At 46.4% G+C, this 24,563-nt stretch carries 18 protein-coding genes; 4 read left to right on the plus strand and 14 right to left on the minus strand.

What is annotated here, in order from left to right:
• Positions 1–4 precede the first annotated feature (4 nt).
• The 6 genes from OM978_RS20040 to OM978_RS20065 form a co-directional block, all read right to left on the minus strand.
• On the minus strand, positions 5–1,852 hold the full coding sequence (locus tag OM978_RS20040) for a diguanylate cyclase (protein ID WP_264344197.1): 1,848 nt from the start codon (positions 1,850–1,852) through the stop codon (positions 5–7).
• 92 nt (positions 1,853–1,944) lie between these two features.
• Positions 1,945–2,331 carry a DUF4377 domain-containing protein gene (locus OM978_RS20045; protein WP_264344198.1) on the minus strand — a complete coding sequence of 129 codons (387 nt, stop codon included), beginning with the start codon at positions 2,329–2,331 and terminating at the stop codon, positions 1,945–1,947.
• Positions 2,332–2,403: 72 nt separating this feature from the next.
• Positions 2,404–4,680: an EAL domain-containing protein gene (locus OM978_RS20050; RefSeq protein ID WP_264344199.1), complete on the minus strand. Its 2,277-nt coding sequence runs from the start codon at positions 4,678–4,680 to the stop codon at positions 2,404–2,406.
• Positions 4,681–4,887: 207 nt separating this feature from the next.
• Complete coding sequence (locus tag OM978_RS20055; protein WP_264344200.1) at positions 4,888–5,625, minus strand: phosphoadenylyl-sulfate reductase; 738 nt, start codon at positions 5,623–5,625, stop codon at positions 4,888–4,890.
• Between the two features lie 61 nt (positions 5,626–5,686).
• Positions 5,687–7,402, minus strand: a complete 1,716-nt coding sequence (gene cysI, locus OM978_RS20060; protein WP_264344201.1) for an assimilatory sulfite reductase (NADPH) hemoprotein subunit — start codon at positions 7,400–7,402, stop codon at positions 5,687–5,689.
• Positions 7,402–9,204 carry an assimilatory sulfite reductase (NADPH) flavoprotein subunit gene (locus tag OM978_RS20065; RefSeq protein ID WP_264344202.1) on the minus strand — a complete coding sequence of 601 codons (1,803 nt, stop codon included), beginning with the start codon at positions 9,202–9,204 and terminating at the stop codon, positions 7,402–7,404. The genes cysI and OM978_RS20065 overlap by 1 nt, the downstream gene beginning before the upstream one ends.
• Before the next feature lie 195 nt (positions 9,205–9,399).
• Between OM978_RS20065 and OM978_RS20070 the strand changes: the two genes are divergently transcribed.
• The 3 genes from OM978_RS20070 (at position 9,400) to OM978_RS20080 (ending at position 14,014) form a co-directional block, all read left to right on the plus strand.
• Positions 9,400–12,279, plus strand: coding sequence for an ATP-binding protein (locus OM978_RS20070; RefSeq protein ID WP_264344203.1), 2,880 nt, complete (start codon positions 9,400–9,402; stop codon positions 12,277–12,279).
• A 583-nt stretch (positions 12,280–12,862) separates the two neighbouring features.
• The gene (locus OM978_RS20075) at positions 12,863–13,654 is read left to right on the plus strand and encodes a DUF2884 family protein (protein ID WP_233009094.1); all 792 of its coding nucleotides are present in this window, start codon (positions 12,863–12,865) and stop codon (positions 13,652–13,654) included.
• 15 nt (positions 13,655–13,669) lie between these two features.
• Entirely contained in the window at positions 13,670–14,014 is a 345-nt protein-coding gene (locus OM978_RS20080; RefSeq protein WP_264344204.1) for a RidA family protein, read from the plus strand.
• On the opposite strand, the gene OM978_RS20085 is transcribed toward OM978_RS20080, so the two are convergent.
• From OM978_RS20085 to ubiK, 6 genes are all read right to left on the minus strand, one after another.
• Complete coding sequence (locus OM978_RS20085; protein ID WP_264344205.1) at positions 14,011–14,526, minus strand: ankyrin repeat domain-containing protein; 516 nt, start codon at positions 14,524–14,526, stop codon at positions 14,011–14,013. The two genes, OM978_RS20080 and OM978_RS20085, sit on opposite strands and share 4 nt — an antisense overlap.
• Before the next feature lie 409 nt (positions 14,527–14,935).
• Positions 14,936–16,444, minus strand: a complete 1,509-nt coding sequence (locus OM978_RS20090; RefSeq protein ID WP_264344206.1) for a catalase — start codon at positions 16,442–16,444, stop codon at positions 14,936–14,938.
• 170 nt (positions 16,445–16,614) lie between these two features.
• Entirely contained in the window at positions 16,615–16,773 is a 159-nt protein-coding gene (locus tag OM978_RS20095) for a hypothetical protein (RefSeq protein WP_164731921.1), read from the minus strand.
• Between the two features lie 85 nt (positions 16,774–16,858).
• The gene (locus OM978_RS20100) at positions 16,859–17,209 is read right to left on the minus strand and encodes a hypothetical protein (protein ID WP_264344207.1); all 351 of its coding nucleotides are present in this window, start codon (positions 17,207–17,209) and stop codon (positions 16,859–16,861) included.
• Between the two features lie 129 nt (positions 17,210–17,338).
• Complete coding sequence (locus OM978_RS20105; protein WP_264344208.1) at positions 17,339–18,616, minus strand: metal-dependent hydrolase family protein; 1,278 nt, start codon at positions 18,614–18,616, stop codon at positions 17,339–17,341.
• Positions 18,617–18,640: 24 nt separating this feature from the next.
• Positions 18,641–18,895 (minus strand): ubiquinone biosynthesis accessory factor UbiK, encoded by a 255-nt coding sequence (gene ubiK, locus OM978_RS20110; protein WP_233009088.1) that lies wholly within the window; start codon positions 18,893–18,895, stop codon positions 18,641–18,643.
• A gap of 158 nt (positions 18,896–19,053) precedes the next feature.
• Between ubiK and rep the strand changes: the two genes are divergently transcribed.
• A complete protein-coding gene (gene rep, locus OM978_RS20115; protein WP_413691245.1) occupies positions 19,054–21,072 on the plus strand; it encodes a DNA helicase Rep in 2,019 nt (672 codons plus the stop codon).
• On the opposite strand, the gene OM978_RS20120 is transcribed toward rep, so the two are convergent.
• Both OM978_RS20120 and OM978_RS20125 read right to left on the minus strand, forming a co-directional pair.
• Positions 21,046–23,610: a diguanylate cyclase domain-containing protein gene (locus tag OM978_RS20120; RefSeq protein ID WP_264344210.1), complete on the minus strand. Its 2,565-nt coding sequence runs from the start codon at positions 23,608–23,610 to the stop codon at positions 21,046–21,048. The two genes, rep and OM978_RS20120, sit on opposite strands and share 27 nt — an antisense overlap.
• Positions 23,611–23,823: 213 nt before the next feature.
• Positions 23,824–24,222 carry a c-type cytochrome gene (locus OM978_RS20125; RefSeq protein WP_127026197.1) on the minus strand — a complete coding sequence of 133 codons (399 nt, stop codon included), beginning with the start codon at positions 24,220–24,222 and terminating at the stop codon, positions 23,824–23,826.
• Between the last annotated feature and the right edge of the window lie 341 nt (positions 24,223–24,563).

Genomic DNA, 24,563 nt, shown 5'->3' on the forward strand with positions numbered 1-24,563 from the left:
TATATTAGTCGGCCAGTTCTGTTCTGTTACGGCCATTTTGTTTTGCTTTATACAAAGCCTCATCAGCAGAACACCACAGTTGCATAAAGTCTTTGTGTTGACCGAGCTGAGCGCCCCCAAGGCTAATAGTGACCTGATAGGAATTTTCCAGTTGCGGCCACTCTAATGCGGCCACTGCATTACACAAACGTTGCGCTATAGCCTTAGCACTATTGAGCTCAGTACCGGGCAACAGGACTAAAAATTCCTCCCCACCAACCCGCCCAAGCTTGTCCACTGGACGCAATTCTTGTCGCAGGCAATAAGCGACCTTTTGCAAAACCAAATCGCCTGCAGCATGGCCATACTGATCATTAATCCGCTTAAAAAAATCAATATCTATAGCCAACACACAAAAAGGCTGCTGTTGATGCCATAGCTGTTGCGCTAAAGCCAGGGTGTGACGCCTGTTGGGCAGATGAGTTAATTCATCAGTTAACGCCATATCTTTTAGTTGCGCAGACAAAGCCCTTTGCCGGCTAAATAAAAACAACATAGCCAAAATCATTAACAAAGCGCATAACAAAGCCAGATATTGCCAAAACCTGAGCTTCTCTCCGTCTGTTAACGCTTGCCTTTGAGCTGCATTTTTTACTTCCAGTTCAGTTTTTTCGCGTTGGATTTGCTCAGTTTGTAACTGGATTTTTAAACGGGAGGTGCGCTGATCGAGCAGTTGTTGCTGAATTTCAGCATCTTTTTGTTGTTGCTTTTGCTGCATAACAAAAGCGTCCTGCCATTGCTGCATTTCCGCCAGCAACACAGCATATTCTTTGTACAACAAGGCTTCAAAACGCAGATCTGGCTTTTGCCCAAAATAGCTCATAGCCGACTCAAAATCCTGGCGAGCCTCTGGATACAGTTTCAAGGTCCTGTAACTGATAGCGCGGCTGAGCTGACAATAAGCCAGCATTTGCGCATCAGAGCTGGATTGGTAATGAGCTATAGCTTCGTTCAGCAGCACCAGAGCTTTGTCTGCCTGCCCTGACTTGGTCAGTACCCGGGCAACCGATCGTTTATCGTACGCAATCTCATCTAAATCACCCCGCTGTTGATCAATAGCCAGCGCCTGATTTAAATAGTTCAGTGACAATTCCAGTTGACCAGCGCTTTCGTAAGTTCCGCCTAAATTGAACAAAGCAGTGGCCTGCCCTTGCAAGTTACCACTACTTTGCCAGTGTTCCAGCGATTTTTGATACAGTGTGATGGCTTGGTCATAATCCCCTACTGCTGCATCGGAATACAAATTAGCTAGTGCATTGGCCACATAATTTTGTCGCCCTTTTGTGCCATTCGACAGCTCCAGTTGATAAGCCTTTTGCAAATCGACCAGAGCATCAGCATAAGCGGCATTCAGGGCATATTGTTCACCACGCAACACCAAAGCTTTGGCATGTAATTCAGGATCAGTCTCAGCCTCTTTGTAAGAGAGCACCCGCTGATAATCCAGCATGGCTTCAGCCGTTTTATCCTGCTGCTCTTTGGCATAACCTTCACACAATAAAAACCGCAATTGCCACACTAAATCCTGCTGCTGTTTTTTATACTCTTCGGCCAGTTGTAAACCCCGCGCAGGCTCCTGCACGGCCATCACCCAACAGTAACTTTGCTGTACCCGCAATAGTTGCTCTGGTTCAGACAGAGTATTGAGCAATTGCTGAAATTCAGGATCGGCTTTTGCAAACTGATCAACAGCTAATTCCTCCAACTCAAGCAAACGGGATGTCAAAGTCTCAGTTGCCTGAACTGAGCACTGCATCAGCAGCAGAAAAATTACACCAGACCAAAATCTCAAGCCTATGACCTCATGCGTCATTTTTATTCTATTGACTACAGCATGCCGTAATTTGCTGCTGATTTGTACACCCTTTACCGGAAAAATACAGAAAGCTATTTTCAGACCACAGTTTATTCGCTGTCGGTGCTTATAATCTGCCGCAATATCCATTGCCGGTCGGGTGCATCAGCAGGCGGATCAGGGATCATCACTTCGCTGACTTCGATTTGATAAAGCTGACCTGGCTGGTAATCAAAACCGACAATATCACCATAAAACAGTTGCCAGTCCTCTTCAGGGTGATGGCGAATTTGCAGACATTCAGTAGGCCCGACCGCCATACACTCACGTTTTTCGGCTGCAACCCATAAAATGAGCCTGTCAGTTGGAGCTTCGACAAAAACAGGAGGATAGACGCCCGATTCATTAGGCCGCTGTACGGTAACAGGAGAGTCAGAAGAGTCTGAGCAGCCCACCAGAGTTAAAAGTACCAGGCTGGTCAGTAGTTTATTCAACATAAGCATTGTCCCTAATTTACTGTTTAACTCAGTGTATCCAGCAAAACTGGACAGAAACTGAACGGCATTTCCTTATGCCTGCTTCGAGCTTAATTCTAATCCGGCTAACTTGGGCGACAATAAATTCTCCCAATACAAAGCAGGAGCCGGGCGGCCAAATAAATAACCTTGCATCAGCTGGCAACCCAGGCTTTGCAGGAAGCGGCGCTGAATATCGTTTTCCACCCCTTCGGCCACTATATTCAAATTTAAGGCTTTAGCCAGTTGAATAGTGGTATGTAAAATACGGACTGTGCGACTGTCTTGTGGGATACAGCTGACAAAACGCCTGTCTATTTTGATGGTGTCAGCCGGGCAATCGACCAACTGACTTAACGACGAATGGCCTGTACCAAAATCATCGATAGAAATGCTAAAACCATACTGGTTCAACGCCTTTAAACGCTTATGCAATAAAGGTTGCTGCACTGCAATATTGGTTTCGGTGATTTCCAGTTGCAGGTAACGGGTAAGCCAGGGGTGATCAGCACTTAAGCTCATCAGTTCAGCAAAAAAACTGTCATCCAACAGCTCAGGACCGCCGAGGTTGATCGCTATGGGATATAACAAACCTTGCTGCTGCCAGCTTTGTAAAATACTGACGCTTTGCTGCAACACTAAACGCGAAAACATCGTCATTAAGCCATGACGTTCTGCCATTAATACAAAACAATCGGGTGCTATCGCCTGCCCATCAATAAACCAGCGACTTAAGGCTTCAAAGCTTTGAATTTTACCTTGTGGGTCGACCTTAGGTTGTAGCCACAACTCCAGATGTTTTTGCCGTATCGCATCACGAAAGGAATTTAACAGCTGATAATCGTGCTCCAGTTGCTGAGCCTGCTGCTGATCATAAAAACCGACCACCTGATTTGGGTCAGATAACTCCAGCGCCAGCTCACATTGTTCAATCAGTTGTTGTGCATTGTGATTGTCCCGCAGTTCAGTGAAGCTGACGCCAAACTGATAACTCATACGAGCAGTATAAGGCCCGACAGTCAGTTCAACCGGCAATTGGCTGGCAATAGCCTGCGCCAGCTGTTTCGGGTCCAGCACGTTTAAATCGCCTTTTAACCACAGTGCAAATTTAACACCCCGTACCCTGGCTAGCACTGCATCTGAGGGCAAAGCCGCCTTAGCCACTTTGGAGAAATGTTGTAATAACTGGCTACCAAACTCATAACCATATTGTTGATTCAGTGTTTTGACATGCCGCAGCCGGATAATAGCCACCAGCGCAAACTCATGCAGAGCTAACTGTTCTTGTTTGTAATTGGCCAACTCAGTAAAACCGGCCAGATTCGGCAAACAGGTTAAGCTGTCATAATGCAACCAGCTATCCTGTACTTTCTGGCTTTGTTTCAGCTGTTGTTGCAATTGCCGTAAAGCGCTGATTTCCTGCAAGCTGACCACATGATGCCCGGAGCGGGTCAGCATCACATGTTTTAATACCAAACTGGATTCAGGGCGACTTTTTAAGTTGCATTCCACTTTGCCTTTCAACCAATGCCCTTGCAATTGCCCATCCTGAACAAAACTGAGTAAGGACAATAAATTAGCTTGTTGCCCAGGCTCAAGCCCAAGCACCTGCGACGCCAGACTATTGCATTTGATAATGTCACCAGAGGCTGTCACCAACACAGTAGCTGAACCATTATGCTCAAATAACTCTTCGTAATAATCATGGCTTTGAGCCAGATTTTGATTCAACTCAGAAAGCTGGCCTGCGCTGCGTTTTAAGGTGCTGAACACGCGGGCTGCAGCCAGTGGTATACACAAATTAAAAAACAGAAATAACAAACCATGCAAATAACTGTGGCTGCCAGGCAAAGTAATAGATAAACCAAACAAATTACCCGGAGCCTGATTTTGAAGCAGATAAATAAAAGGAATGAAATTCAGAACCATAAAAGCTAACGCTATTCTGAAACCAAAAAACATCAGGCTGATCATTGGCAAGGTGTAGATAAAAATGATACCCAGCTTGCCCATTTCAAAATCATCGTTAAACAACAAAATGCAAAGACCAGCTAAAACGACAATCGCCAGCAAGGCAGCAGCACTTTTTTTGGTATGTTTTTTGGAGAGAAGCAGAGCGGAAACTAAGGCAACATAAAACAACGAAGTGAGAGCAATAACCTGGTAAGCCCCCAGTTGCCACGCTTGCCACGAACTGTGGAACACGATAACAGACACCAGGCAGAGACCAGACAACATGATAATGCGCAGCACACTTTGTTGCCAAAACGCACTATCAGCTTTATCTAAATCCTGAGTCCTCAGCCGCAAATAACGACCCAACCACCCCACATCCAGCTCCCTAGTGCCCTTTTATCAGGCCAGCTCAGGGCTCTGATTACACAAACCCAGTACAGGTTTTTTACCGATGAGAATGTAATAGTTCAGCTTGTTAACTACAAGTTATTTTTATTCACTTAAGGGACAAAGGCGATAATCGGTGCGATTTCGCCGTCCAGTGGTTGAGGCTTTAACGACAGGGAGCGCAATGGATGGAAACTAAATACCGTCTCCATCCAGATGGATACCACACTCACGACCAAAGCCGTTAAAACGAGTGTCTTCTTCTGTCATACCCAGTTCAAGTTTTCGGGTAGAGTGCACATCGCCAACAGAAACATAACCTTGCTCCCACAGCGGGTGGTAAGGTAAATCGTGTTGTTTTAAATAATAAAACACGTCTTTATTTGACCATTCGATAATAGGCTGCACTTTGACAGTGCCACGGCTGATTTCGATTATATCTTTGTCAGCACGGGTGCTGGACTGGCTGCGACGTAAACCACTGAACCAGGTGCCTACATTCAACTCTTTTAAAGCGCGCTGCAAAGGCTCCACTTTATTCATATGGTTGTATTGCTTAATACCAGCTTCGTTTTCCCATAACTTACCAAAACGGGCCTCCTGCCAGGCCGGGCTTAAGTGAGCACGATAGACTTTCAGGTTCAGCTGCAATCGCTCTTTCAGCTCATCAATAAACTGATAAGTTTCAGGAAACAGATAGCCAGTGTCGGTGAGTAACACCGGAATATCAGGCCGCTCAGTGGTCACCAGATGCAGCATCACGGCAGACTGAATGCCAAAGCTGGAACTTAAAATCTGCTGATCCGGCAAATGTTGCAAAGCCCATTGCACCCGTTCTGCCGGAGTTAAAGGCAGCAGCAGCTGGTTGGCTTCAGCCAGCAGTTGTTGCTGTTGTTCTGTGTCCAGCTGTAGCAGCTGTTTATACTGACTCATAATCTGCCTCTCTTGCCCTGGCAGCCTTTAACAACTAATCAGGGCATACTTAAAACTAAACTCAGGCATGAAAGTCGGTTTTTGATACTTTCACTTCGGCTACAACGCCAACACGAACGACAAAATCACCAAAACATTCGCCGCTGCTGCGTTCGAGCACCCAACGACCAATCAAGCCATCCAGCGCCTGCAGAATTTCGGCTTCAGCCACGTTATCTAAATACAGCTTTGGAATACGGGTGCCTTGAGTGTTGCCGCCTAAATACAAGTTGTATTTGCCAGGACCACGACCGACTAAACCAGCTTCGGCAAGCATGGCTCGACCACAACCGTTAGGGCAGCCCACCACACGTAAAATAATGTGGTCATCAGGCACACCATGTTTGGTCAGCAACTCTTCAACATAAGTGACTAAGGTTGGTAAATAACGTTCAGCTTCCGCCATCGCCAGTGGACAAGTAGGTAAGGACACACAAGCCATAGAGTTTTTGCGCTGCTCTGTCACGCTGTCGTTAATCAGGCCATGCTGACGGGCCAAAGCTTCAATACGGGCTTTATCTTCAACCGCGACGCCAGCGATAATCAGATTCTGATTCGCTGTCATGCGAAAATCGCCTTTATGAATTCGGGCAATTTCAGCCACACCTGTTTTTAAGGTTTTGCCCGGATAATCCAGAATACGGCCGTTTTCGATAAAGACAGTTAAGTGATGTTTACCGTCTATGCCTTCTACCCAGCCAAAACGATCGCCACGGCCGGTAAATTCATAAGCACGGCTTGGCTGGAACTTCACGCCAACACGTTTTTCCACTTCGGTTTTAAATACATCCACACCGATTCGGTCTATGGTGTATTTGGTTTTGGCATTTTTACGGTTGACCCTGTCGCCATAATCACGCTGCACTGTCACCACATGCTCAGCGACAGCCAACACATGCTCCAGACCAATAAAACCAAAGTCTTCGGCTTTACGTGGGTAAGTGCCTTTATCGCCGTGAGTCATGGCCAAGCCACCACCCACCAGCACGTTAAAACCCACCAACTGACCGTTTTCGGCAATAGCGACAAAGTTTAAGTCGTTTGCATGCACGTCCACGTCGTTTTGCGGCGGGATCACCACTGTGGTTTTAAACTTCCGTGGCAAGTAGGCTTCACCCAGAATAGGTTCAACTTCTGTGGTCTCTACTTTCTGCTCATCCAGCCAGATTTCTGCGTAGGCTTTGGTTTTTGGCAATAAATGCTCAGAAATTTTCGCCGCCCACTGATAAGCCTGTTGATGCAATACCGACTCGACCGGATTAGAGGTACACAACACATTGCGGTTTACATCACCAGCTGTCGCTATAGAGTCGATACCTATGCTGTTCAGCATCTGGTGCATGCCTTTGATCTTTGGCTTTAATACACCGTGGAACTGAAAGGTCTGACGGGTGGTTAAACGAATACTGCCATAGATGGTGTTATCCGCCGCAAACTCGTCAATCGCCAGCCATTGTTCTGGTTTGATGATACCGCCCGGCATACGGGCACGTAACATGACGTTATGCAGAGGTTCCAGCTTTTGTTCAGCGCGTTCAGGGCGGATATCGCGGTCATCTTGCTGATACATACCGTGGAAGCGGATCAACATAAAGTTGTCGCCGTTGAAACCACCGGTGATCTCGTCTTTTAAATCTTTAGTGATAGTGCCACGTAATAAATGGCTGTCTTTTTTCAGCCGTTCGTTATCAGATAGCTGACCTTGTACCTGCAAATCCGGGTTAATTGACTTAGTCATTAGTACACATCCTTCTGATAACGTTTGGCTTGACGTAAATCGTCAAAGTACTGTTCCGCCTCTTCTGCGTTGAGGCCAGCTTGTTGTTGCGCTATATCGAGCAAGGCCTGGTGTACATCTTTGGCCATTTTATTACCATCACCACAGATATATAGATAAGCGCCTTGTTGTAACCAGGTCCAGATTTCTTCGGCTTTTAAGCGTAATTTATCCTGCACATAAACTTTCTGCGCCTGATCGCGGCTAAAAGCCACATCCAGCTTACTCAACACACCACGTTTTAAATAATCCTGCAATTCCACCTGATACAGGAAGTCCTGAGTAAAGTGCGGGTTACCAAAAAACAACCAGTTCTGACCTGTAGCTCCGGCCTGATCCCTTTCCTGCAGGAAAGCGCGGAACGGCGCTATACCTGTACCAGGCCCTATCATAATGACAGGCGTTTCATGGTCAGGCAGACGGAAGTTGTCGTTGTGTTCCACGAATACTTTTAATTGAGCGCCTTCTTCCAAGCGTTCTGCCAGGAAACCTGAAGCTCCGCCTAAATGGGTGTCGCCAAAAGCGTCGTAACGCACCACACCTAGCGTTAAATGCACTTCGTCCCCCACTTCAGCCTGAGAAGACGCAATGGAGTACAAACGGGGTTGCTGTTTACGCAACGCATCCACTAATTGCTGGGCCGTTAAAGGCGCAGGGTTTTGTAAAATCACATCTAAAGTCTGGCGGCTGTCCAGATACTGACGTAACGCCGCTTTATCTTTGACCAGCTCCAGCAATTCACTGTTAGCTGTGGCTTCTGCATACTTTTCGACAAAGCTTGGATAGGACTGAGTCAGCTCTAAATGTTCAGTTAACGCAGTTTTTAAACCATAGCTTTGGCCTGCCAACTGCACTTCCGTAGCACCATCCAAACCTGTCGCAGCAAGAATAGCCTCGACAGCTTTATCGTCATTAAGGAAATACACACCCAAAGCATCACCAGGCTGATAAGTAATACCTGAATCAGCCAAAGAAATTTCGATATGACGCACGTCTTTCGTCGAATCGCGGCCAGTGATTTTCTGATTGACTGATAACTCAGCCAGATAAGGTGTTTCTTTAGTATAAGCGCTGTCATGCGCCGCTGTGGCTGTAGCACCTGGCCATGCAATGACTTGGGCTGAACCTGCAGCCTGTTTTAACTCTGGCGCAAAAGCCTGAACTGCGGTTTCAGTCCAGCTGGCAGCCTGCGCCGCATAATCAACGTCCAGATCAGCACGGGCGTGTAATCTTTTGCCACCTAAAGCCGCCAGTTGCTCGTCAAAATCTATGGCTGTTTTACAGAAGAATTCATAGCTTGTATCGCCTAAACCCAGCACGGCGAATTGCAAGCCGTCGAGCTTAGGTGCTTTTTTGCTGAATAAGAATTTATGAAAAGCCACAGCGCTTTCTGGCGGCTCACCTTCGCCATAGGTCGAGGTGACAATCAGCAGGTATTTTTCTTTCACCAATTGAGTGGTTTTATAGCTGCCAATATCTGTTAACTTCACAGCTATGCCTTGCTGCTCAGCGGCCGCTTTAATTTTATTCGCTACGGCTTTGGCATTGCCAGTTTGTGAGCCATAGAGAATAGTCAGCACGGCACTTTCGCTACTCTGTTGCAAAGGAGCGGCAGTTTGTCCGGATAATTGAGCAGCCGCAGCCAGATAACCACTGACCCAGGCCTGCTGAATAGGATTCAACTGGCTTACCAACGACTGTAAATCCTTGATTTGTTGAGCGGACAAAGGACTGGCCTGAGCAGCTAACGACGCGAATAGCATAAAAACACCACAAATAAGCTAAGTTATCGCCATTTTAGCCGTCTAAATGGATAAACCTAAATAACCCTTCTCTCTGCTTTATGCCTTTTAGTTATTAAAATAATTTTTTGGTTTATATCCATCAGACGATATGACTCCTTGCTCTGAAAGAAACGGGTTGTTAGCATGGGTTGAATCTGTTCAAGGAGTTGTATAGTGGCCGTTAAGCTGCTTTTTCTATGGTTGGGTCTGATGTTGCTTTTACCTGCAATGGCGCAAAGCCAGCAACAGGTAGAAGTTTCAACTGCAGCTGAGCGTCAGCAATTGCAACAGCAGCTACAACAAAGTACAGAACCAGCACAACGGCTGAATCTGCTGGTCAGGTTGACTGAAGTTTTTGTTACCCAAGATCCGGCACTCAGCCTGAGCTATGCCAAACAATGGCTGGACAACACCTCAGACAGGGAAAGTGCCGATTACCACAGAGTGCTGTTGCAACAAACGACAGCATTTATGCTGCAAGGTAATTATCAACAGGCCTATCAAACCAGTATTGAAATCGAACGTTTAGCCCGCCTTCAAAAAGATACCAAGCAGTTATTTAATGCATTGAGGCGCCAAGCCGATAACCTGAACCGTTTAGGTCAGGCCGACAAAGCTTTACCTAAAGCATTGGAAGCAATGCAAATTGCGATAGAGTCCAACAATGCAGTACCACTACAAATCATTCGTTATGACCTGGCTCATATTTATTTAAATTTATATGCCTACCCCCAGGCTATTCAAATCGCCAGCGATGGTCTGAGCCTTGCAATGACCGGGGATGACAGCAATCGTCAGGCTAATTTTTTACATCTGTTGGCTGAAGCCAGCCGGTTGTATCAGCAAGATCAAGCTGCGGAAGACTTTGCACGTAAAGCACTGGAACTGCGCTTGAGCCGTCAGGAACAGGCGTTAACGGCGCAATACCATTTAAGTCTGGCCCGCAGTTTATTGCCACAGAAAAAATATCAGGAAAGTGAACAGCAACTACAACTGGCATTACTGGCAGCACAACAAGCAGGCAATAGTATTGAGCAAGCAGATGCTCAACAAAGTCTGGCCTGGCTGGATTTGCATTTTGACCGTCCTGCTATGGCGAACACCAGGTATCAGCAGATCAGTCAGTTGTTAAAGGCTGACGAACATCAGGCGAACTTCCGCCAGTTCAGCTTAAACCACTTAACTGCGTTGCTGGAGTTTAAGCAGCAGGCAGAGGCTGCAGCTTTATATCAAAAGCTTAACTTACAAACCTCGTATTTTACCAAACCTCAGAGCCTGCTGGATTATTGGACTGTAACAGCCCAGGTGGCGGAGTTTAATCAGGATTACCAACAGGCTTATGCTGCTGCGGAACAAGTGCGGCAACTGCAACAACAGTTATTTGATGACAGAATTCATAAACAGTCGCTGGTGATCTCAAGTGAGCAGCACAAAGACTTGCTGGAACGTAATCTGCAGCAAGCCGCTCAGCAAGGTCAGTTGGATCAACTGACTCACCAACATCAACGCAATATGCTGCTGTTGTTATCTGTCGGCGCTTGTTTGGCTTTAGCTTTGCTGTTATCGCTGTTTTATCACAAATCACGCCGTAATCGTTTGTTGCTACAAAAGCAGCAAGAGATGGCTCAACAAAAAATTGCAGTTAAAAATGAATTTATCGCCACCTTAGGCCATGAAATCCGCACGCCATTGCAAGGCATAGATGCAGTGTTGGCCCAATTATTGACTGAGTTGGATCATCAAAGCAGCCAGCAAAAAGTGCAATTGGCGCGTCGTTCTGTCTGGTCGCTGGATAATATTATCAACAATATTCTGACAACCAGCAGGCTGGATTATGGCGTCTATCAACCCGTAGATCAGCAGGTAGTATTGGCCGAATTACTGGGGCGTCTGCATAACTTACTCGAGCCTTTGGCTAGTAATAAAGGACTTAAATTAAGCTCTTCGGTGGCATCCAATGTTCCGGGCTTGTTATTGCTGGACGAAAATTTACTGACCCAATTGCTAACGAACCTGATCTCGAATGCGGTCAAATACACCAAACAAGGCGAAATTGAAGTGCGTGTCGAGCTGCTGGAGCAACAAGCGGGTAAGCTGAACTTATTGTTCAAGGTGCGGGACACAGGTGTGGGCTTAACTACATTACAAATCAGTCAGTTATTGCGCGGCGAACGCCTTAACCAGCAGCGCTCATTGCAGGCTGGTCCGGGTCTTGGCATGCTGGTTTGCCAAAAGTTATTACAACAGTTGGGCTCGGCTCTGGATATTCAATCCGTGCCAGGACTTGGCACAGAGGTGAGTTTCAGCCTGAAATGTCAGGTTTCATCTTTATTACCTGAAACGCAGCAAACGACCACAGAACAAAATCAGGCCTTAGTGGTGGAAGACGACGAGTTATGTCGTGTTAGTCTGGAACAGGCTTTAACACAACTGGGTTTTGTCGTGACCACAGCCAACAGCCTGCAACAAGTGCAACAATTACCGCAACAGGTATGGGCCTGGGTATTTTTAGATGGCCAGTTGGAAGACGCTGACGCTCAGCAAATCCTACAGCAATTGGACTTACGTCGGCAGGTGGATGAAAACAGTCGTTTTGTTTTAGTCAGTGGTTCCGTACAAAAAGAGATAGCAGCACAAATTAGCGCAGTGTTGCTTAAACCCTGGCGGCGTGAACAACTACAGGCTTTGATTGCCCAACTGGCGCAACTGCCCCCATTAAACCCTTTGTATCAAACTGATTATTTACAACAAGCTTTACAAGCATTAAAGCCCGAACAAAGACAAGCGCTTAGCGCGAACGTCAAAGCGCAGCTTGATACTCTGCAACAAGAGTTAACCCAAGACAAACCCGATCCTAAAGTATTCCACCGAATGATCGGTAGTATGGGCCAGTTAGGGCTGATGCGTTTAAGCCAGCTTTGCCGGCTGACAGAAAACCAGTTACTGCAACAAGGCACACTTGAACCCTCACTCTGCAGCCACTTACAACTTTGTCTGCAACAAAGCAGGCAAGTGATTGAACTGCTGTTTGAACGATACAATCAAACCAGCTGAAACAGTGATAAATACCAAGGCTGTAAGCCAATGTTGTTGGCGTTGCAGGGAGGCGACAAGCTCGCGAGACCCCAGGAGCATAGCCTTCTTATGTGACTGGGGCGAGCAGGCGCAGGCAACAAAGCTGCGGCGTCAAATACCAAGGCTGTAAGCCAAAGTAGTTGGCGTTGCAGAGAGGCGACAAGCTCGCGAGACCCCAGGAGCATAGCCTTCTTATGTGACTGGGGCGAGCAGGCGCAGGCAACAAAGCTGCGGCGTCAAATACCAAGGCTGTAAGCCAAAGTAGTTGGCGTTGCAGAGAGGCGACAAGCTCGCGAGACCCCAGGAGCATAGCCTTCTTATGTGACTGGGGCGAGCAGGCGCAGGCAACAAAGCTGCGGCGTCAAATACCAAGGCTGTAAGCCAAAGTAGTTGGCGTTGCAGAGAGGCGACAAGCTCGCGAGACCCCAGGAGCATAGCCTTCTTATGTGACTGGGGCGAGCAGGCGCAGGCAACAAAGCTGCGGCGTCAAATACGAAGGCTGATTCAGTGGTGATTCATTACTTGTCACGCAGCATGGTTTTTTTACCTTATTGAGGTTGTTATGAAGTATATCTGTGCCAGTACATTGATGCTGGTAAGTGGCCTGAGTTATGCCAGTGATCAATGTGCTTTGACCTTGCAGGACGACTTAAAAGTCAGTCCCTCAGTAGTCAGCATTCAACGGGGTGATCAGGAGCTGTGGCGTATTGATACCAAAGGCCAGCTGTGGCTGGCTCAGCAAAAAAGCAACAGCAACACCGAAACACAACAGCACCTGAAAACTTATCAGCAAGGCATTCGTACACAAGTCACGGCTTCAGCCGCTTTGATGGATGACAGCCTGCAATTGGCCCGCACTGTGCTGGATCAAAACGTACAAACAGCTACTGGTATGAGCCTTGCCGAAAATCCTGAACTACAGCAACCAGTGGATGAGCTGGAACAACAATTGAATCAGTTGGTGCAACGACAAGGGGATACCATTTATGTGTATGGTAGTCAGCTGCGCTCAGCGGATAAAAACTTAGCCAAAGAGGCCGAACAACGAATTCAGCAAGCTGTGGCTAAAATCAGTGGCCAGATGATGCTGACTTTAGGGCAAAATGTGCTGCAAAGCCCTGGCTCTGCCACCGAAAAAATGCAAAGTTTCCGCGCTAAAATGCAGACCTTTGGCAGTCAGTTAAAAACTGACATGCAGAAAAATAGTAAAAACTTACAGCAACGTGGCCAGCAGATTTGTCAGCAACTGAAAACACTGGACCAACTGGAACAACAAATTCAGCAACAAATTCCGGCCATGTCGCCTTATGATTTAATAGATGGCCAGAGTGAAGGCTTTAAGCCTGTGATCTGATAAAAGGACAAAGCAATGATCCAACGTATACAACCAGGTAAAAGATACAGCGAAGCAGTGATCGCCAATGGTCTGGTATTTTTATCTGGTATGGTGCCGGACAATCTGGACGGCGACGCTTCAGCACAAACTGCTAATGTACTGGCACAAATTGATGCGCTGCTGGCCGAAGTGGGCATCAGTAAAAGTCGTGTTGTCGATACCACCATTTATTTGGCTGATATGGCCGATTACAACGCGATGAATACAGCATGGGATCAGTGGGTGGAAGAAGGTCAGGCTCCGGCTCGTGCCACAGTGGAAGCCCGCCTTGCCAATCCATTATGGAAAGTAGAAATTAAAGTCACAGCCGCACTTTAATTTTGGCTTTGGCCTTTAGGGGTCCTTTGTTTCACTTCTGCCTCTTTAGCCAGTTGCTGCAGTTTTTCGCTTTGACCAAAAACTTCAGCAAACTGCGCTACCGTCATTTTCGCTTTGTCTGTCACAGGTGCTTTGGCATCTACTGAAGTGTCTTCTTTGCAATCAATTGGATATAGAATTTTTCCTATACTCCACTCCGCTTTCACTATGGCGCCCATCATAGCGGTATGGCCTCTTTTATCACGCAAGCAGGCATCTGCGCCTTGTTGAAGTAGTAATTCGACAGCTTGCTGCTGACCTGCATAAGTAGCGACCATCAGGGCGGTATAACTTTGGTTGTTGCGCTGATCGACCGGAAAGCCCTGCTGTATAAACTCATTGAGTACCACAAGATCACCAGTGCGGGCCGCAGCAAAAAAGTAAGAAGTGAGTTGTTCCAATGGATCAGAGACTTGTTCTTCAGAACGCAGCATAGCGCTTAATAACATCAAACTCAGTAACAGTAATCGCATCAGATAAATTCCTTAGACATAGGAGTTATGAATTACCCAAAGCACTCAGAGTTGCAGCAAGACGATGTTGTAGGGGCTGGGTTTACCCTGCCCGTCTCGTGTTCATTCCGGTACCGGAATGAGAGCACGAAATCAACAAAGCTGCGGCTTCAAGTACGAAGGGTTGTGAATTCCCCAAAGTAATTGGAGTTGCAGCGAGGCGACAAGTGAGCGAGACCCCAGGAGCATAGTTGTCCTATGTGACTGGGGCGAGAGCGCGTAGTCAACAAAGCTGCGGCTTCAAGTACGCAGGGGAATTGGTGCCTGCGAAACTCACCCTGGGTGCAGGACAGAGCATACGAGTTTCGCAGGGCTTTAAACTAAGGTCAGTTGGAAGGACTAAACCAACCGACCTGCACCAGGGAATTGTTTACAGGGATTTAGCGATTTGCTGCACTTGTTTTAAATCGCCATTGACGGCTTTGGTTAAACGAGTGCCATAGTCGCTGTCAGCTTTGTAGAAATGCGCCAGCATTTTGTGTTTAGTCACTGCATCTTTCACCTGACCTAAATCACCGGACAAATTGCGGATCAGATTGGCTTGTTGTTGCTTATCAAAGCTGCGGTACAAAGCACCAGCCTGGCTAAAGTTGTCCTGCTTGCTGATTGCCTTTTGCATCACTGTGCCATCCAGTTTTGTTTCGACAGCACGGGCGGCATCCACCACAGTTTTAGGTTCAATACGGCTTGGCTCATAATTAACGTTGGATGTACTGTTGCCAAAATTCATAGCGCCATCCTGATTGTGGTTATCCACCATCACTTTGGCTTTGTTGATTGGCAACTGGCTATGATTTGCGCCTAAGCGATACAGTTGAGTATCGGAGTAAGAGAAAATACGGCCTTGCAACAAACGGTCTTCAGATGGCTCAATACCTGGGATCAGGTTGGCTGGTGCAAAAGCCGATTGCTCAGTTTCTTCAAAGAAGTTCTTTGGCATACGGTTTAGCGTCATGGTGCCGACTTTACGTTCTTTCACTCCTGGCCAGGTTTTAGTGGCATCCAGTGGGTTAAAGTCGAAATCATCCAGCTGCTCCGGTGTGATCACCTGCACATACAAATCCCACTTCGGGTTGTTACCGGCATTGATGTTCTGGTACAAGTCGCGGGTCAGGTGGTTAAAATCCATGCCCTGAGTTTTAGTAACCTGATCCGCATCCAAGGATTTCACACCCTGCTGACTCTTCCAGTTGAATTTGACGTAATGCACCTGACCTTGGCTATTGATGAATTTGTAAGCATGTACACCAAAACCATCCATTTCACGGTAGCTGGCTGGCGTGCCTAAATCTGAATAAACAAAAGTCAGCATCTGGGTAGAACCCGGTTCGTGCGACATAAAGTCAAAGACACGATTTGGATCCTGCATATTGTCGACAGGCGAAGGTTTTAATGAATGCACCATATCCGGGAATTTAATCGCATCACGGATAAAAAATACTGGCAGATTGTTACCCACTAAGTCCCAGTTACCTTGATCAGAATAGAACTTCACGGCAAAACCACGCGGATCACGTAAAGTTTCAGGGCTATGGTTACCATGGATCACTGTGGAGAAACGCACAAAGACTGGCGTTTTTTTACCTTGATTGGCAAAAGGAGCCGCTATGGTTAAATCGGATAAATCGTCAGTAGCGACAAATTCACCATGAGCACCAGTACCGCGGGCATGCACAACACGCTCAGGAATACGCTCACGGGCAAAACGTTGTAATTTCTGGATCAGGTGCACGTCCTGCAGTAATACACTGCCGTTAGGACCTGCTGTAGTGGAATTCTGATTGTCCCCAACCGGAGCACCATTGTCTCTGGTTAAAGTATTTGCTTGTACAGCTAAAGACAAACCTAAAGCTACGACTAAGGCTGATTTATTAAACATTATTATGACCCTCTTTGGAGTTCGCTCTATCCTGCCAACACAGAGTAGAGGCCCAGGGCCAATTTAAAAAACGAAATAAAACAATCGAATTAATCTAAAAAATAAATAAGGGTCTGAGTGATAAACTCAGACCCTTCTATTTTAGCTATAAAGCTCAGCTACGACTTGATTCAGATTTTACAGGCGCCACCAGCGCAATCATCCGAATCATCGTCCTGCATTGCAGCCTGTTCTGCTGCTAACTGATCAGCAGCCAGCTGTTGCTGTGCCGTTTTTTTCTCAGCACCATCAAAATCCAGATGGTCTAAATCAAAGTCAAATTCGCTCATTGTATGCTCCGCCTTTCTGGGTATAGCCGTTATCTTGGGCTACTGTACTCAGCTTTCAAGTATGCATACAACTGAAAGCGACGAATTAACCGTAGATCTGAACCAAAGCAGCACGACGTTGTTCCATTGGCATGGCTTTTAACTGCTGAACCACTGAAGCGGGTAACTTACGGGCTGAGCCACGAGAGTAAGCACGAATTTGCGCTTCAGCATCTTGTGTTAACTGCGCAGTCATAGGATTCAGCAACTGAACACAAGCACTACGAGCAGGAGTAAAACCCAGCTTTTTCGCATAAGCTTTTAATAAATTATCTACAGCATTTTGCGCAACAAGCTCACAGTATTCAGTGTTTGAATAGGTGTAGTTTGACGCAGCCTGAACCTGGCTAGCCAACAAAGTGGCAACAGTAAATACAGCAGCAGTAATAAGTTTCATAGGTCTTCCTGGGTGTTAAGTCATTTCACTGTGCGCAATTATTCAGCAATTCCATGACAACACTGTGTAAGAAAGACGAGAAAAAGTGTGACAGTAGCATTAGAATATCTAATGCCACTGTCAGAAAGCTTAGAGCACTTGTTGGCCGGCTTTCACGACGAAAGCAGGCTGCTCCAGCGCTTTGACTTGAGTAAGAGGGTCAACAGGCACTGCCACTAAATCAGCGAAAGCCCCAACTTCTAACACGCCGACATTTTGTTGGCCTTGCTCATTTTTCCAATTTAATAATGTACCGGCATTGACTGTGGCAGCCTGAATCGCCTGTAAAGGTGTCATACCCCACTGCACCATATAAGCAAACTGACGGCCGTTTAAACCATGAGTGTAAACGCCGGCATCTGTGCCATAAGCCATCTTCACACCTGCTTTTACCGCTTTCTGGAAGTTTTGTCGTTGCAACAAGCCAACCTTTTTCTCTTTAGCTAAGGACTCAGGCAATATGCCGGCTTTTTCGCCTTCGCTTAAGATAAAGTCACTGACATAGACATCCATCACTAAATAAGTGCCGTGCTTTTTCGCCAGTTTAATGGCTTCATCATCAATAAAGCTGCCGTGTTCAATCGAATCCACCCCAGCTTCAATAGCGCGTTTAATACCCTGCAAACCGTGGGCATGAGCCGCAACGATACGACCTCTGTCGTGGGCTTCGTCTATTAAAGCTTTCATTTCTTCAAAGTTATACTGACTGGCATTCACGTCTGTATTTTTGGATAACACACCACCAGTGGCGGCAAACTTAATCACATCAGCGCCGTACTTGATGTTTTCACGCACTTTAGAGCGAACTTCATCCGGACCATTGGCGACACCTGCGCTTCTGGAATTATAAATATGTGGCAGCAGATTATTGTCACAGTGCCCGCCTGTAATACAGATGGTATTGGCAGCTACCCGCATCCGTGGTCCCTGAATTTCGCCATCATCAATGGCATCCCGCAAAGACACATCGGCGTAACCTGCGGCCCCTAAGTTCCGCACTGTGGTAAAACCTGCTTTTAAGGTGGCTTTGGCCGCACTGACACCAAAGATGGCTTCACGGGTTGGCGTTTCGACTAAACCACGATACCCATGTTTTTGTGGATCTGAAGTTAAATGCACGTGCATATCAATCAGGCCTGGCACTACATAATGGCTGGATAAATCAATCATCTGTACGTTTTTGGGAGCATCTTTTGCATCAACAATAGCGCTGATGCGACCCTCTTCAACCAGAATAGCTTTGTTTTTCTGGTAGTTGCCTGTGCGCACATCCAGCAAATACCCGACCTGGATCACCTGCTCAACCTGAGCTAAAACCACAGAGCTGAATAATCCAGCCAGCAGCACCGATACCTGACTTAACTTCATAACCGTCCTTATTTACATCACTTTTTAGCTAGCTGACTCGTCTTTCGCCGATAATTCAGCAACGCGACGTTCCAGTTCATCCAGTTTGGCGCGTGTTTTAGCCAACACCTGAGTTTGCACATCAAACTCTTCGCGGGACACAAAATCCAGCTGACTCAGTTTTTGCTGTAGCACCTGCTTTACTTTGTTTTCAACATCATCGGCCATCTCACGCATTTTAGGTGGGATAGCGGCGCCAATTTGTTTCGCAATTTCTTCAATCTTTTTTGGATCAATCATGGTCTAGCTCCTGTAGCGTTATTTTATTCTACGAGCCTTCAGGCTCAAGGTGGATCCATTCTGCCGCATATTTGCCGGACTTGCTCGTTTTGTGCAGAAATCAGCACGCCTCAGCCCGTTAAATTTGAGTTAAACTAGCGTCCTTCTGCAAAAGGTGTCTGATGAAACTTAACTCTCAACAAAACGATGCGGTGCATTATATCAGCGGGCCTTGCCTGGTTCTGGCTGGCGCTGGCAGTGGCAAAACCCGGGTCATTACCAATAAAATTGCGTATTTAATTCAGCAATGTGATGTGCCTGCCAAACATATAGCGGCAGTGACTTTTACCAATAAAGCCGCCCGCGAAATGAAAGAGCGGATCAAGCATCAGTTGGCCCGGCCTTTGTTGAGAGGTTTAACTGTTTCCACTTTTCACACCTTAGGCTTAGAGATCCTGAAAAAGGAATATCGCGCCATTGGTTATAAGCCTAACTTCACACTGTTTGACGATCAGGACAGCATGGCGCTGCTCAAAGAGCTGACCGATGCCGAGCTACAGGGTGATAAAGATTTACTGAAAGCTTTGCAAAGCAAAATCTCTTCGTGGAAAAACGATTTGACCTTGCCGGGTCAAGCCTTGGCTCGCGCCACAGACGCACAAAGCATCAGCTTTGCTAACTTCTACCAGCAATACGCCCAGCAGCTTCGGGCCTACAACGCCCTGGATTTTGACGATTTAATTATGGTGCCAACCCTGCTGTTTGCTTCCAATGAGCAAGTGCGGCAGAAGTGGCAACAAAAAATCCAGTACTTGTTGGTGGACGAATATCAGGATACCAATACCAGTCAGTATGAACTGGTGAAATGGCTGGTCGGTGAGCGTCAGCGCTTTACTGTGGTTGGAGACGATGACCAGTCAATTTATTCCTGGCGGGGTGCCAAACCACAAAATCTGGTGCTCTTGGGTAAAGATTTTCCGAACTTAAAAGTCATTAAGCTGGAGCAAAACTACCGGTCGGCCGAACGTATTCTGAAAGCGGCCAATATTCTGATCGCCAATAACCCACACGAATACGATAAACGACTCTTCAGCGAACTGGGGTATGGCGTGCCTTTACGGGTATTACCTACCCGTAATGAAGAAGATGAAGCCGAAAAAGTGGTGGCCGAAATCATTTCGCACCGCTTTATTAACCGCACTCAGTATAAAGAGTATGCGCTGCTGTATCGCGGCAACCATCAGGCACGGGTATTTGAAAAAGCGTTGATCACCAACAGAATTCCCTACAAAGTGTCAGGTGGCACTTCGTTTTTTTCCCGTGCTGAAATTAAAGACATCATGGCGTATTTACGGTTACTGGTGAATCAGGACGATGACAATGCGTTTTTGCGTATTATCAACACGCCAAAACGTGAAATAGGCGCTGCTACGCTGGAAAGAGTGGGCAGCTTGGCCAACGAAAAACATATCAGCTTATTTGCCGCCTGTTTTGAACCTGAACTGGCAGAACGTTTGCCGGCACGTGGTCTGCAGGCGGTACAGAACTTTGCCAACTGGATTAATCATGTCGCGGACAACGCACTACGAGCTGATCCGAAGGAAGCAGTAAAAGATCTGATCCGGCAAAGCCAGTACGAAGCCTGGTTATTTGAAAGCAGCGCCAGCCCAAAAGCGGCTGAAATGGCACTGAAGAATATCAATGAGCTGTATCGCTGGATCAGTGAAATGCTCGAAGGCAAAGACGATGAGGAGCCACTAAGTTTAAACGAAGTGGTCACTAAACTGACCTTGCGGGACATGATGGAGCGTCAGGAGCAGGAAGATGATGCCGATCAGGTGCAACTGCTGACTTTACACGCCTCTAAAGGTTTGGAATTTCCTTACGTCTTTATGGTCGGCATGGAAGAAGGTTTGTTGCCGCATCAAAGCAGCATAGATGAAGACAATGTAGAGGAAGAGCGCCGTTTGGCTTATGTAGGTATTACCAGAGCACAACGTGAGTTAATTTTTACTTATGCCCGCGAGCGTCGTCAGTATGGTGAAATCATCAAACCTGAACCAAGCCGGTTTTTATACGAATTGCCTGCTGATGATTTGGAATGGAGCAAAGCTGCACCAGTCAAAACTGAACAGCAACGACAGGAAACAGGCCTGGCGCATATTGACCGATTACGCCAGCTGTTGAAAAAGCCCTGATTGGGTTTCGCTCACCGGGCTGCTATCGGCAAAATAGCAGCATCCCAGCTGAGTCAGGTAAGTACGGCTTTCGTCATTTTCAGCCACAGCAGCGACCAGACGGTATTTGTGGGTTTGCGCCAGACTCAACAGTACTTGCAGCAGCTGTTTACGCTGATCACTGCGCTGTAAACTGCGGCTAAAGGCTGTGTCTAACACAACAAAATCAAATGGATACTGTACCAGTAAACCCAAAGCAGCCACTTCGGCAGCAAACTGATCCAACCACAATCGAATACCAAGCCGCTTTAACTGATGTAAATTTGCCAGTTGAGTGGTGGTTAAACGCAACAAATCCGCTTCGTTAAACCCAATACACAACTGATGTAAAGGCAAGACCGAATGGCGTAATACATTACAGAGCTTATCAAACAGTAAGGTATTATTCAGATGGCCGCTGCTTAATGTAATGCTGAATATTTCCGTGCCGGCATTTTTCTGACAAAGCTGCCTCACCAGTTCAAGTTCAATATCCGGCATTAAACCAGCCTGAGTCGCCTGACGACTTAACTCAGCTTTTTGTTCCGCATCACCCCGCTGCCAGTTCAATAGCACCTGATAACCCAGTACTTGTGCATCAGCTTGTAATAAAGGCCTGAAGGCAGGCGCAAACTGCTGTTGATCAACAGCTTGTTGCAACGCTTGTTCTTGCCCAAGCTCCTGCAGCATTTGCTGGCGCATGGAGTCATTAAAAATCACAAAGCGGTTACGGCCAAAAGACTTGGCCTGATACATAGCTGCATCAGCGTCACGTAATAATTCATCGGCGTTTTGATATTCAGGTTGATAACAGGCAATACCTAAACTGGCGCCTGAACATACCTGCTGGCCCTCAAGCATCATCGGCTGACGCAGAGATTCAATCAAACGCTCCGCTACTTCTTCAGCATCTAAGTCGCTTTGAATTTGCCCCAATAAAATGACAAACTCATCGCCACCTAAACGAGCCACTAAATCATGTTCACGCACTGTTTGTTGTAAACGTTGGCTGACTTCGATTAAAAACAAATCACCAATATGATGGCCTAAGGTGTCATTAATCAGTTTAAAACGGTCTAAATCGATAAATAACAAGGCAAAACGTGGGTTGGCCTCGCGATTCCGATAGGAAAAACGCTGGCGCAATTGCATTAAAAACATCTGACGATTTGCAAGGCCAGTTAAGGCATCATGATTGGCTTCGTGAAACAGTTTTTCTTCGGCTTTTTTCCGCTCTTCCACCTGTAAACGCAAAAACAAATTAGTTTGACGTAATTCGCGGGTACGCTCAAAAATACGTTTTTCCAGCTCTTCATGCTGCTGTTTTTGTTGCTCTGTCGACAGTTTGCGGGAGATAGCTACAGCTATATGCTGCGACACAAAACGTAATAGATTCAGCTCTTGTTCGCTGTAGCTGTAGGTGTTGTCATAACACTGCAGCGCAATCACACCCAGTACCTGTTCACCCACTAACAAAGGCGCACCTAACCAACTGGTAGACATCGCATGATGGCCAAGACTGGATTGCACCCTGTCTACCACTCCAGTTTTAATTAAATCCAGTAACTGTGTCTGGCTGATTAATTTAGCTTCGCCAGAGCGGATCACATACTCAGTTAAGCCACTTTGCAACGCGCGTTCTCTGGGCGTTGGCGTGTACTGATCCAGATAGAATGGAAAATGTAAGCGGTCAGCCGCTTCATTTAATAACGCAATGTAGCAGTTATCTGCTTTCATCAATTCAGACAAAATCTGGTGCACTTCATGATAAAAACTCATCATGTCAGTGCTTTTAGCTGTCATCTCAGAAATTTTATACAAAGCAGACTGCAGCTGTTCGGCATTAGTTCGCTCGCGGATTTCTTTTTCCAGCGACTGATTGGTATTGCGTAACTGCTGAGTACGCTCACGTACGGTTTGCTCCAGCAATTCACGACTTTTCACTCTGTCTATAGCTGTGACCGTATGAATGGCTATATTGCTAATCAGCGCTAAATCATGCTGATTGTAATGGCACTCCGGGTCATAACTTTGAATAGCCATCACCCCAATAATTTTTTCACCACGGCATAAAGGCACACCTAACCAATACTGACAGGCTGTGCCCTGAGCCGTAATATCGCCTGTTTCAACTAGTCGCCGGTAGCCATCCTGATCACACAGCAGCGCTTGTTTAGTGCGGGCCACATAACCCGTCAGACCGGAAGCAAAAGCGTCGGAAGGCGCATCTAATAAAACTTGTTGGTCTTTTTCGTCTGCGAAATATTCCAGCGAAAACTGCTGGTCCTGATCACAAAGCACCACATAAAAATTATCGGCTTTGAGCTGCTGGTTTAATAAACGGTGAATTGCAGGATAAAACTCGCGCATGTCTTTGATGCCAGAAGCTAATTCTGACAATTTGAGTAAAGCACCTTGAATGATATATGCCTGTTTATAGCCTGCGGCCAGCTTACGCAAACGGCGCAACTGACTAACCACAAGGTGATGGGCTCTATCCAGAGTTGTTATATCCTTCAACTTTCTCTCTTATTCTTATCTAAGGCAAGGCAACCATAACTGGCTGATGTTTAAGCACCTCTATTATGCACAAAGCTTAACCAGATGGAAGGCAAAATGAGCTGGCTGGTCAGATCTTCTTATAAGCAATTGAGCTATAAAGATAACAATTAGACCTAAAAAGCATTAGAAACAAAAAACGCTGCCACAGCAGCGTTTTTGCTAACAGAAGGTTTACACGCCTTCAGTCATAAACTTGATAGCGGCTTCAATTTCATCATCAGAACAATCGCCACAAGTACCACGAGGAGGCATAGAACGGATACCTTCAATAGCGTGTTTCTTCAATACATCCAGACCCTGCGCTAAACGAGGTTTCCAGGCTGCATCACCTTTTTTAGGCGCATCTAAAGCACCAGTACCGTGACATGCAAAACAAGCGCCCTGATACACTTGCTCGCCAGTGCGTGGACCTTTAGGACCAGTATCAGCTGCGGCCTGTGCACCAGCCAGATAGACCTGACCTACGGGTTCAAGACGTTTTTTAATTGCTTCGTTGTCTGCTTCCTGTGCAGCAACGTTGGCTATTGCAGCAGTTGTCATCAGCACTAAGGCAAAAGTGAGTTTTTTCATCTGGATAATCCTGTCAATAAGCCATACAAAAGTTAAGGTATTATAACGCCCGGATGCTTCATAGTGGAAGCCCCTGTATTTGTTGGCTTTTAACTTAGCCCATAATCCAGACTAAGTTGGGTAAAATTTGTAGTCCAAATAGCCTTATAACTGATCAATCTGAAAGACATTTTTTTCAGTTAAAAAAAATTGAAATCAGGACTGTGCAAAGAAAATCTTTGTGGTAGTCTGTTTCCCCGCTTTGATTGTCTTACGCTGTCGCCTTTTTTGACAGGAAACCAAAGTGAGATAATTTTCCACAAAATGGAATGATAAGAAAAACAACAAGGGAACCCATAGCA

It is taken from the genome of Rheinheimera sp. MM224, assembly GCF_947090785.1.
Taxonomy (GTDB): Bacteria; Pseudomonadota; Gammaproteobacteria; order Enterobacterales; family Alteromonadaceae; genus Pararheinheimera.